Here is an 11,215-nt window from a genome sequence, read left to right on the forward strand (position 1 = left end):
AAAAATGTGAAAAATTTCTTTAGTAGATACGCTATTTATTTGATACTTCTGGGAGCATCTGTTTTGAGATTTTTGAGGATTGATAATCGTGATTTTTGGTATGATGAAGCTTTTACCGGAGTGGCAATCAAGGAAAGATTTTGGGGAATGATCGATATGATCATCAAGGATGTTCACCCCCCGCTTTATTATGTTTCCGTAAAAATATTTTCTTCATTTTTTGGCTATAGCGTTTTCGGAATAAGATTGTATTCTGCAATTTTCGGAGTTCTGGGAATTTGGGTGGTCTATCTTCTTACCAAAAATCTTTTTGGCAAAAAAGCGGCGCTTTGGGCAAGCGCCGTAATGGCGATTTCTCCTTTTGCTATCCAATATTCTCAAGAAGCAAGAATGTATGCGATGTTTGGATTTTTGTTTACGCTGGCTTCGCATTTTTTTATCCGAGGGCTTCAAACGGAAGAGAAAAAATATTATTATCTTTGGGGATTATTTTTGGGACTCTCGGCGCTCACGCATTATATGGGAATTATCACCGCTCCAATTTTCTTTTTGGTTTCTTTTGGGTGGAGGGTTTTTGAAGACCGCAAAGTAAAAGAAAAATACAGCTTTTTGAAACTGAGAAAAATGATTTTTGAAAAAAAAGTTCTTCTTGGATACGGAGTTTTCGGATTGTTTTTTTCTTTCTGGATTCCGGTTTTTGCGCGGCACATTCTCAAAGCCGGAAGCCTGACTTGGATAAAACCGGCGACGATTGCGGATATTTTTAAAAACATTCAGATTTTTATTTTTGGATCTCCTCTGGGCGAGATGACCGGAGGAACAACCGGGATCCCGATTCCGAGCGAACTTAGTTTGATGTCATCCGAATCGATGCTAGTGATGGTCGCAATGTTTTCAGTGGCTATCATGATCTATCTTTTTGGAAAGGAAGAAAAAAAAGAAAAAATTGCCGGAGTTTTTATTCTCTCTTTCGGATATTTGATTGCCATCTATATTCTTTCAATGCTGGGAATTCATTATTTGGTTTCTCGCTATATTCTTCCAGTTGCCTACGTGATTTTTATTATTCTGGGACTTTGGCTTTCAAAAATTAAAAGCGCGTATGCGATTGTCGTTTTTTTAACGTACATAGTTTTATCATCTTCTGTTATTCCTGTCCCAAATTCGACCGGTTGGCAAAAATTCCAGCGAGATGCTGGAAAATTTCAAGGCAGGGAATTTTATATTTTCAATCCTTTTGATTATGTGATTGCCAAATCATATATCGGTTCGGACGATCTTATTATTTATAATCTAGAATTGCCGGCTCACTCCTATGCCGAAAAGTGGGCGGCGATAGGACAAACCGGAAAAAGAACGGAAAATTTTGACGACATCCGAAATAACAATGGAATAATTATTTCCAATGTGATAATAAAAGACGAAATAAACGGAAAGGAAGATGAAACTTATCGGAAGAATTTAAATCTAAACGGAATCAGCGTTTTGGCAAAATACGACAACGTGATTCTTTACGAGTTTAAATAACTCGTTATTATGCGAATTTTTTGTTAGTCTACATTTTCTCCAAAGTTTCGATTCCGAGCAGATTTAAGCCAACTTTTAATACTATTTGAATCGCTTGAATGAGCGCTAAGCGGGAGCTTTTTAGATCTTCGGTTTCAGCATTTAAAACCGGATATTTCTGGTAGAATTTATTGAAAAGCTGGGCAATTTCGAATATATCAATGGCAACAATCGAAGGATTGTATTCCAAAGCGGATTTTTTGATTAAATCAGGAAATCCGATTATTTTTTTGATAAGTTCTCTTTCTTCCTGATTATTTCCGAGAGCTTCGAAATTAATATTTTTTTCAATAGGCTCTGCTTTTCGAAGAATGCTGGCGATTCGGGCATAGGCATATTGGCAATACGGTCCGGTGAAACCGTCAAAGGAAACTGATTCTTTCGGATTAAATTCAATATTTTGGCTGGCTCCGACGCGGAGAAAATAGAATTTGATAGCACCCAGCGCAATTTTTCTGACCCTTTCTTCAAAATCAGTTTCATTAATTTTTTCTTCTCCGTATCTTTTTTGGATTTCTTCTTTCGCCAATTCTTTAATTTTTTTTATCAGATCATCGGCGTCAACTACTTTTCCTTCGCGGGATTTCATCTTTCCGTCTGGGAGGGTAATCATTCCATAGGATAGGTGATATAAATTTTTTGCCCACTTGTATCCAAGCGATTCTAAAATTTTAAACAGACATTGGAAATGATAAACTTGCTCTGAGCCAACCACATAAATTAATTTGTCTAAAGCATATTTTTCTATTCGGGAAACGGCTGTTCCAAGGTCTTGAGTAATGTAGACGCTAGTCCCATCATCTCGTACCAAGGTTATTTTTTTGGCGTTTCCGTCTTTGTCTAAACTGAATTCTTTTTCCGAAAGATTGAAAATAATTGCTCCATTTTCATTTTTTTCAAAAACTCCTTTTTGAAGTCCGGCATTGATGATATCTTTTCCTAGCTTGTAGGTTTTTGATTCATAATTAACCACATCAAATTCAAATCCCATTTCAAGAAGAGTCGTTTTCCAACCTTCATAAACCCAATCATTCATTTTTTTCCAAAGCTCGATAATTTCTTTGTTCTCATCCTCCCATTCCTTGAGCATTTCCTGGATTTCATTTTCAAGTTCAGGATTATTTGCCAGCTCCTGGCTATATTTTACATACCAATGTCCGACAAAATGGTCGCCTTTCATCTGCAAAGATTCCGGAGTGGAATTTTCTCCCCATTTTTGGTAGGCGAGCATCGATTTGCAAATATGCACTCCGCGATCGTTTATAATATTAGCGCGAAGAGTATCATATCCGGCATGTTTCAGAATGTTGGTTAGAGCCATCCCAAGTGATCCATTTCGGGCGTGTCCAAGATGAAGAGGCTTGTTGGTATTGGGTCCCAGATATTCAACCATAACTTTTTCTTTTTTTCCAATTTCAGAGCTTCCAAAACCGTATTTTTTATCCAAAACTTCTTCCAAAACAGAGAATAGCGCCGTATTTGTTAAGCGTATGTTTAGATATGATCCGGTAGCGCTAACTTTTTCTATTATTTCATCCGGCTTAAAATTAGCAGCAATAAGCTTTGAAATTTCAACTGGAGATTTTTCTAGTTTTTTGGCCAAAGAAAAACATTCAAAAGCAAAATCTCCAAATTCCGGATTAGACGGAAAAGAAATGCTCAAATCATCTAATTTCGCGCCGGTTGTTTTTTTAATAGCCTCCCCAAGCCTTTCGATTATTTTTTCTTTAAGTTCTTGGATTTTCATATTTTAATTATCGCTTTTTTGAGGCATATTGTCAAAAACTGAATATTAGGTAATAATTAAATCGTATCATATTAATAGTAAGATGAGGAGGTGAGTACAGTGGCGGAGACGAGAAAAATTGAAGTCATTTTGTCAAAAAAAGAGTGGGAGGAAATATTGTCTGGAAAATCGGGAAGTATTCAAACCTTTCGTGATTCCAATGCTCACTATTATTTCGATGATAATCCCCAAGAGGAGGCAGTAAGAGTAGAAATCATCGAGAGGTAACTGGCTGGGTAAGTGTGATTAAGGGCGGGAAGATTTTCTCGCCCCTTTCTAATGTTTTTATGACCTTGAAATTTACTCGGAAAATTGAAGATTTCGTCTGCGAGAATTGCGGAATAAAAATAAAAGGCAATGGTTTTACCAATCATTGTCCGCATTGTCTTTGGAGCAAACACGTAGACATAAACCCCGGTGACAGAGAATCGTCTTGCCAAGGATTGATGAAACCGGCTAGAATCGAAAAAGGAAACAGAGGAAAAGAATATATAATTGTTCACCAATGTATTAAGTGTGGATATGAAAAAAGAAACAAAACAAGCGAAAAAGATAATTTTGAAGAAATAATCAAAATCAATGAAAATTACACTTAGCCAATATGCCGGATTTTGCGATGGAGTAAAACGGGCGTATGATATTGCCCTAAAAATATCCAAAGATAAAAAAGTCAAAAAACCGATTTTTGTTTTGGGCTCTTTGGTTCATAATAACGATGTGGTAAGAAAAATAGAGAAGATGGGAATAGGAAAAATAAGCTTCGATGGAAATATCGATAAGTTTTTTAGCTCTAATAAAAGAAAAATCGGCACTCTAATCGTCACTGCTCATGGAATTGGGCCAAAATTTTATAAATTAGCCAAAGAAAAAAATATTGATGTTATTGATACCACTTGTCCGAAAGTAATAAAAGTTCAAAGGCTGGCCAAGCTTTATTCCGATAGAAATTATCAAGTCATAATTATTGGGGAAAAAATGCACAAAGAAGTGAAAGGAATTTTCGAATGGTCAAACGAGAAGGCGATAATTATCGATAATGAGAAAGATATTAAAAATATCAAATTAAATCCAAAGAAAAAAATAGCCATAATTTCTCAGACCACCCAAAGCGAGGATTTTGTAAAAAAGATTTCAGATATGATCAGAAAAGAATATCCGAAGTCAACGGAAATATTTGATACTCTTTGCCTAACTACTCGCGACAGGCAGGGGGAAGTAAAAGAAATGGCTAAAAATAATGATGTAATAATTATTATCGGGTCTCCGGATAGCGCCAATTCCACCCATCTCTGGAAAATTGCCAAGAAAATAAATTCAAGATCCTATTTTGTCAAAAGAGCCGGCGATATTAAAAAAAACTGGTTTGAAAATGCTAAAAAAATAGGAATTTCCGCCGGAGCCTCGACGCCCTTGTGGATCATCGAAAGAGTTTGCAATTTTGCTAAAAAAAAGCTATAATTTTGAGATAAAGAAGGCTAAAATATTTGTTGTTTTTTAAATTATAAAAAATCTATGCCTAGTATTATTTTAGTGGAAGATGATCCGATGATCGGAGAAATATACCAAAGAAAATTTGGTTCATCTGGTTTTGATGTTACTATCGCTACTTCAGGCAAGGAATTTCTAAATGAGGCGGGGAAAAAGAAATATGATCTTGTCCTTTTGGATATGGTGCTTCCTGAAATGAGCGGACTGGATATTTTGACAGAGCTTAAAAAAAGCGGGAAATATGATCCAGAATTGAAAGTTTTTATTTTCAGCAATCTTACCAGCAAAGAAGATTATGACAAGGCAATGGCAAATGGCGCCGATGGGTATATACCTAAAACTCGCTTTAATCCTTCCGAATTAGTTGATGAAGTAAAAAGGATAATTAATGAGATTGGTGAACAGAAAAAAAATGAAAATAGGCGCAACGCAAAGGATCTGGATGAAAATGGAAGCAACATTTCAAAAAATGGGAAAAGAGTTCTCTTTATTGAAGATGAAAAAGCTTTTGTTGAAATTTTTTGCAAAAAACTTCGAGACGAGGGCTATGAAGTTGAATCTGCGGAAAATGGGGCTTGGGGGCTGAAAGAGGCATTCAAAAAAGATTTTGATTTAATAGTGACTGATATGATGATGCCGGCGATGACTGGACCGGAAATAATAGCAAAACTTAGGATGGAAGAAAAAACAAAAAACATTCCCATCATTGTCATTTCCGCTTCCTCCACTGATGAAAAAATAAGAGAAGTAAAAGAGCTTGGAATTTCAGATTTTTTTATTAAAACAAGAATTGTTCCGAGTGATTTGGCCAGAAGAGTAGATGAAATATTAAAATAACAAATTAAACGCAGATTTAGCGCTAATTAAACACAAAAACACAGATTATTTGTGCGTATGTGTTAATTTGTTAAAAATTTGTGTCAATTGTTGATTTTTTATGGAAAGAATTTTAATCAGCGAAACTCCAAAACATATCGGTGAAATAATAAAAATCGCCGGCTGGGTTAATGTGAGAAGGGATCACGGAAAAATTATTTTTATTGATATCCGCGACCGAAGCGGAATCATTCAGACTGTGGTTATTCCGGATGGCGTAGAAGCATACGAAACAGCCAAAACGTTCAAAGGGGAATATTCTGTTGAAGCTGAAGGACTCATTAAAGAACGTCCAGTGAGCGCCAAGAAAGAGGGTTCAGCTACCGGCGGGGTAGAAATGGAAGTAAAAAACGTAAAAATATCAGGGAAGACTTATGATGAACTGCCGATTGATATATCGAAAGAAGAGCTGGATTTAAATCTGGACACCTTATTGAATCATCGGGTTTTAACGCTTAGAAATGACAAAATAAAATCAATTTTTAAAATTTCTTCTGAAGTTATAAAATCATATAGCGAATTTTTGAGAAAAGACGATTTTCTGGAAATTAAAACGCCGAAGATTTTAAATGCGGCTACCGAAGGCGGAGCCAACTTTTTTAAGATAAAATATTTCGAAAGGGAAGCTTTTCTGGCTCAAAGCCCCCAATTTTATAAACAAATAGCAGCCGGTTCTTTTGAAAGAGTTTTCGAAGTAGGGACGGTATTTAGAGCAGAACCTCATTTTACTTCAAGGCATGTCAATGAATTTACCGGACTGGATGCAGAAATGAGTTTCATAAACAGTTTTGAAGATGTGATGAGAGAATTGGAAAAAACAATGGCTTATGTAATGAAATCGGTAGCCAAGAATTGCTCAGAGGATTTGAAAAAATATGGCATAGAAGCTCCAAAAATAAAAAATGTTTTTCCAAGGATCAAACTCACTGAGGCCTTGGATATTCTCAAAAAAGAGTATGGAAAAGAAATGAATGGAGTTGATATCGATCCTGAAGGAGAAAGGCTTATTTGCGAATGGGTCAAGAAAAAATATAAATCAGATTTTGTATTTTTGACTCACTATCCGACAAGTCTTCGCCCTTTCTATACTATGCCAAGTCCGGATCCGCATTTTACGGAAAGTTACGATTTGTTGTTCAGAGGAATTGAAATAGCTAGCGGAGGACAGAGAATTCACGACTGGGAACAGCTGGTGAAAAATATCCAGAAATTCGGCTTAAATCCGAAAGACTTTAAGGATTATACCGATAATTTCAAATATGGAATGCCTCCGCATGGAGGATGGGGGTTAGGATTAGAAAGAATTGTAGAAAAAATTCTTGGACTTTCAAGCATTAAAGAAGCAATTTTGTTTCCAAGAGATGTGAAAAGACTGACTCCTTAAGTTAGTTTGGCAACGTAGAATTTGCAATTTATTTAAAACAAAAATAAAAACAAAAATGCTCACCCATGATGAAAAATTAGAAAAAAAGAAAGTTAATCTCATCAGCTTTATTTCTTTTTTAATGGGATTTTCCGGAGCCATGCTTATTTATGTTATGGCTTATTATTTTAAAATCGCATCAGGAAGCGAAGATGTCGGTATTTTTTATTTTGTTTCCCATATTATTGTTTTCATCGCTCTTCTCAATCTTCATAAAATAATAAGGAGTTTAGGAAAATCGAATGTTTTTTATTTTTCAATTTTAGGAGCGATTATCGTCACCGTCTTCCTCATTTTTTCCGAGCCTTCTTCCCTGGGGATTATTTTGCTGGTGCTGTACATAATTTTCATTAATTTGAGCTGGGTGGCGCTAGATGTTATTTTAGAATCTTTTTCTACCGATAAAATGTCTGGAAGAATTAGGGGGCTCCATTTGACGGTTATTAATGCAGGCTATTTGGTTGGTCCGTTTCTTTCCACGAGAATTCTGCAAAGTTTTGATTTTAGGGGGATATTTATTTTTTTATTAATATTCAACTCTTTGGTGCTTGTTTTCTCGCTAGTTGGGCTTAGAAATGTAAATCATAGGTTTAATATTAGGCTCGGAACGGTTGATTTGCTAAAAAAGGTTTTCAAGAAAAAAGATATATTAAAAGTTTATTATCTATCTTTTTCGCTGGACTTCTTCTACGCCCTGATGGTTATTTATACTTCAATTTACCTTCTTGATCAGGGAATTTCTTGGGATAAAATCGGAATAATCTTTACTATAATGCTGATTCCTTTTGTAATTTTGCAATACCCAATCGGATTTTTGGCTGACAAGAAAATGGGAGAAAAAGAACTTCTGATAACTTCGCTTATTCTAATAGCAGTTTCAACCAGCGCTGTCTATCTAACGCACTCTTCGAAGATTTGGGTTTGGGGAGCGATACTTTTAGCTACTAGAGTTGGGGCTTCAATGCTTGAAGTTCTCCGGGATTCTTATTTCTACAAAAAAATTGACGGGCATGACGTTGATCTTATTAATTTTTTCCGTACGTCAATGCCATTAGGATATATTTTTGCAACCGGGATTTCTTTCCCGCTTCTCTTGTTTTTTCCGATAAAAACAGTTTTTATTCTAGCTGCAATAGCGGTTGTTTCGGCTTTGGTTCCTGCATTCCTCTTGAAGGATAGCAAAAGCGAGAAAGAAATGAGTTTGTGAAAAATGCAACATATTTATTTGTTAATTGTATTATTGTTTCAGGATTAATAATTGAAACAGGAAAAGTATGAAAAAAAATATCATAAAGGAGCCGAAAATAAGCAAAAAAGTCATAGATTATTTGGAAAAAAACAAATATAGATATGAGATAATAAAACATCGAACTACTTATACGTCCTGGGATACAGCTCAAACAGAAAAAGTAAAACCTAATGAGGTGGCAAAAACATTGGTTATTAAAGTTGATAAAGACTGGATTATTGCCATACTTCCTTCCAACAAAAATCTGAATAAAAAAGATTTATTGAATTTAATAAATTCAAATAGGAAGAAAAACAAAGAAAAGCTAGCCCAAAAAATAGATTTTGCAGATGAAAGATGGCTCAAGAAGAATATGAAGATAGGCAAGTTGGGAGCTGTTCCTCCGTTCAGAGAATTATTAAAAGCAGATATCTATTTTGATAAAATGCTCAGTAAAAACAAAAAAATTTATGTAAGTTCTGGAGAATACGATGCATCTCTGCGAATTTTGCTTAACCAATATCTTAAGAATGAAAAACCGATTATTGGAAAATTCAGCATTAAAAAGGCTTAAATGAAGCTAATTTATTGGATTGACAAATCGCGTTTAGTAGTGTATTATTAATGTTTGTCAAGTGTTTTTTGATATTTTTGAGTTTAATGTTTATCAAGGCAAATTGGGCAATTACTGCTGATACTTACAGTATTGGCGGAGGAAAGTCCGGACATTCATCGCCACACCTATTGCTGGAATAATATTCCAAGAGTAAATAATCATATGGGATCTATATATTTTTTTGCGAGCAATGAACAATTCAGGCAATAGGTGTGGCGAAAGGGTAGCGGGTAATTCCCGTGTGGAGTAATCCAACAGGTGCGAACAGAGACGGTTTGATTTGAAAAAATCAAGCTATCCCTTTGGGATAAGTTCCGATAGTAATATCGGAAGTGAAACGGCTAAATCCTTACTTGAATGCAAGATCGAATTCTGTCCTACACTAGTAAGGATAGAAAGAATCGCTTGAGTCTGGCGGCAACATCAGACCTAGATAAATGATTGCCTCTCCGATTTATCGGAGAACAGAATCCGGCTTATAGATTTGCTTTGATAAACAATAAACTTAAATGGCGTAAATCACAAAAAAATCACAAACATAATCGCTAAAAATCCCGGATAAATTTTAAAAAAGTTTAGCGACATTTCGGGAAATAATTAGTGTAGTTTAGTAGAGATTTATTATTGTATGAAACGATCAGAATTACTTTTTAGCGCAATTCAAGTACCGGTTGATTTTATTATGATATTTCTGGGAGCGATAAGCGCTTTTGCTATCCGTAATTTTCCACAAATCATCACTTTAAAGCCGAAACTTTACGAATTTTCTTTTCACGACTATATGCAAATAGTTTTTTTTGTGGCGCCCCTTTTCATCTTAGTGTATGCCATTGAAGGATTGTACAAAATAAAAGTTACCAGAAAATATTGGCAGGAAATCTTTAAGGTTTTTGTCGCTTCTTCATTGGTTTTGGTCATAATCATTGTTGCAATCTTTCTTCAAAGAACCTGGTTTTCTTCACGCTTTATAATTCTTGCCGGATGGATTTTGGTTGTTGTTTATGTTTCTATAGCCAGATTGATCATTCATGAAATTCAAAAATTTCTTTTGGTAAGCAAGGGTTTAGGAGCCCACAGAGTTCTTCTCATCGGAGAGAACGACCAGATTAATGAAATCAGGAAAATAATAAAAAAGATGCCTTCAATGGGATACAGAATAGTTGATCAGATAGGCACATTCAGCCTCAAATTTATTAAAGAAATACGGGAGAGAAAGGGCATCGACGAAATGATTCTTTGCGATCCAACAATTACCGATGCTGAGCAGGAAAAAATAATCGATTATTGCGCGATAAACAATATCAGCTATAAGTATATCCCGACTTCCTTTCAGGCTTCTCGCGTGGCGATGGGAATGCTTGACGGCGTTCCGATTATTGAGGTTGAGCACACTCCTTTGGATGGATGGGGAAAGATAATCAAAAGAATTTTTGATATTATTGGCTCTTCGGCGCTGATAATTATTTCTTCCCCGATAATGTTAGTTGTCGCTATTTTTATAAAGCTTCAGGATGACGGTCCGATTATTTATAAAAATGAAAGAATAGGCGATAATGACAAGAAATTTCTCGTTTACAAATTCCGTTATATGAAGTGGAAATATTGCATAACTAAAAAAAATCCGAATTTCGAAGAGGCTCTAACCTATGAAAAGAATCTGATAAAAGAAAAAAGCCTTAGAGAAGGGCCGGTTTATAAAATTAAAAATGATCCTCGAAAAACAGCTTTTGGCAGTTTTATTGAAAAATATTCAATCGATGAGATTCCGCAATTCTTTAATGTTTTTGTCGGAAATATGAGTTTGGTTGGACCGCGGCCGCATCAGGAAAGAGAAGTGGAAAAATACAAGGAGTATCATCGGCGGCTTTTGACCATAAAGCCGGGAATTACGGGACTGGCTCAAATTTCCGGGCGATCGGATCTTGATTTTGAAGACGAATATAAACTTGATATATTTTACATCGAAAACTGGTCTCTTCTTCTCGACATTCAAATTTGTTTCAAAACTTTAGGAGTTTTATTCAGGAGAAGGAAAAATAATCGATAAGGTGTGTCACAAGGAAATGATAATGTCCTAATAGCGGGAAGTAGAAATGTCCGCCCCCGCAGGTTATGATATTAGTTTAACCACTAATATCAACCAAATGGACAATCGCATTATCATGAGTCAAAAAGAAGTTAATCGCTACGATATCATCCAAAAAGTAATCAAAAAAGAAATTAAAGAAACAG

At 35.4% G+C, this 11,215-nt stretch carries 10 protein-coding genes and 1 other RNA gene; 10 read left to right on the forward strand and 1 reads right to left on the reverse strand.

Features of this window, described 5'->3' with window-relative positions:
• Positions 1-6: 6 nt before the first annotated feature.
• Entirely contained in the window at positions 7-1,527 is a 1,521-nt protein-coding gene (locus tag WC906_01640; protein MFA5777118.1) for a glycosyltransferase family 39 protein, read from the forward strand.
• 28 nt (positions 1,528-1,555) lie between these two features.
• Here WC906_01640 and argS read toward each other — a convergent pair whose 3' ends face one another.
• A complete protein-coding gene (argS, locus tag WC906_01645) occupies positions 1,556-3,313 on the reverse strand; it encodes an arginine--tRNA ligase (protein ID MFA5777119.1) in 1,758 nt (585 codons plus the stop codon).
• Between the two features lie 129 nt (positions 3,314-3,442).
• Here argS and WC906_01650 point away from each other — a divergent pair, with 129 nt between their 5' ends.
• The 9 genes from WC906_01650 to WC906_01690 all read left to right on the forward strand — a co-directional run bounded on the left by WC906_01650 (position 3,443) and on the right by WC906_01690 (position 11,030).
• Positions 3,443-3,580 (forward strand): hypothetical protein, encoded by a 138-nt coding sequence (locus WC906_01650; GenBank protein MFA5777120.1) that lies wholly within the window; start codon positions 3,443-3,445, stop codon positions 3,578-3,580.
• Positions 3,581-3,639: 59 nt separating this feature from the next.
• The gene (locus WC906_01655) at positions 3,640-3,948 is read left to right on the forward strand and encodes an RNHCP domain-containing protein (protein MFA5777121.1); all 309 of its coding nucleotides are present in this window, start codon (positions 3,640-3,642) and stop codon (positions 3,946-3,948) included.
• The gene (locus WC906_01660; protein MFA5777122.1) at positions 3,932-4,810 is read left to right on the forward strand and encodes a 4-hydroxy-3-methylbut-2-enyl diphosphate reductase; all 879 of its coding nucleotides are present in this window, start codon (positions 3,932-3,934) and stop codon (positions 4,808-4,810) included. The genes WC906_01655 and WC906_01660 overlap by 17 nt, the downstream gene beginning before the upstream one ends.
• A 54-nt stretch (positions 4,811-4,864) precedes the next feature.
• On the forward strand, positions 4,865-5,677 hold the full coding sequence (locus tag WC906_01665) for a response regulator (protein ID MFA5777123.1): 813 nt from the start codon (positions 4,865-4,867) through the stop codon (positions 5,675-5,677).
• Between the two features lie 100 nt (positions 5,678-5,777).
• The gene (gene aspS, locus WC906_01670; protein MFA5777124.1) at positions 5,778-7,100 is read left to right on the forward strand and encodes an aspartate--tRNA(Asn) ligase; all 1,323 of its coding nucleotides are present in this window, start codon (positions 5,778-5,780) and stop codon (positions 7,098-7,100) included.
• Positions 7,101-7,155: 55 nt separating this feature from the next.
• Positions 7,156-8,346 carry an MFS transporter gene (locus tag WC906_01675; GenBank protein MFA5777125.1) on the forward strand — a complete coding sequence of 397 codons (1,191 nt, stop codon included), beginning with the start codon at positions 7,156-7,158 and terminating at the stop codon, positions 8,344-8,346.
• 67 nt (positions 8,347-8,413) lie between these two features.
• The gene (locus WC906_01680) at positions 8,414-8,941 is read left to right on the forward strand and encodes a YbaK/EbsC family protein (GenBank protein MFA5777126.1); all 528 of its coding nucleotides are present in this window, start codon (positions 8,414-8,416) and stop codon (positions 8,939-8,941) included.
• A gap of 95 nt (positions 8,942-9,036) precedes the next feature.
• Positions 9,037-9,478, forward strand: an RNA gene (rnpB, locus tag WC906_01685) — RNase P RNA component class A.
• Positions 9,479-9,611: 133 nt separating this feature from the next.
• Entirely contained in the window at positions 9,612-11,030 is a 1,419-nt protein-coding gene (locus WC906_01690) for a sugar transferase (GenBank protein ID MFA5777127.1), read from the forward strand.
• The last annotated feature ends 185 nt before the right edge of the window (positions 11,031-11,215 follow it).

Source organism: Parcubacteria group bacterium (assembly GCA_041657845.1).
GTDB lineage: Bacteria > Patescibacteriota > Minisyncoccia > Moranbacterales > JAKLHP01 > JAKLHP01.

What these genes read in the sequence shown, in the direction of transcription:
- argS (MFA5777119.1), bottom strand. Translation starts at nt 3,313, where the DNA reads ATGAAAATCCAAGAACTTAAAGAAAAAATAATCGAAAGGCTTGGGGAG.
- WC906_01655 (MFA5777121.1), top strand. Translation starts at nt 3,640, where the DNA reads ATGACCTTGAAATTTACTCGGAAAATTGAAGATTTCGTCTGCGAGAAT.
- WC906_01660 (MFA5777122.1), top strand. Translation starts at nt 3,932, where the DNA reads ATGAAAATTACACTTAGCCAATATGCCGGATTTTGCGATGGAGTAAAA.
- WC906_01665 (MFA5777123.1), top strand. Translation starts at nt 4,865, where the DNA reads ATGCCTAGTATTATTTTAGTGGAAGATGATCCGATGATCGGAGAAATA.
- aspS (MFA5777124.1), top strand. Translation starts at nt 5,778, where the DNA reads ATGGAAAGAATTTTAATCAGCGAAACTCCAAAACATATCGGTGAAATA.
- WC906_01675 (MFA5777125.1), top strand. Translation starts at nt 7,156, where the DNA reads ATGCTCACCCATGATGAAAAATTAGAAAAAAAGAAAGTTAATCTCATC.
- WC906_01680 (MFA5777126.1), top strand. Translation starts at nt 8,414, where the DNA reads ATGAAAAAAAATATCATAAAGGAGCCGAAAATAAGCAAAAAAGTCATA.
- WC906_01690 (MFA5777127.1), top strand. Translation starts at nt 9,612, where the DNA reads ATGAAACGATCAGAATTACTTTTTAGCGCAATTCAAGTACCGGTTGAT.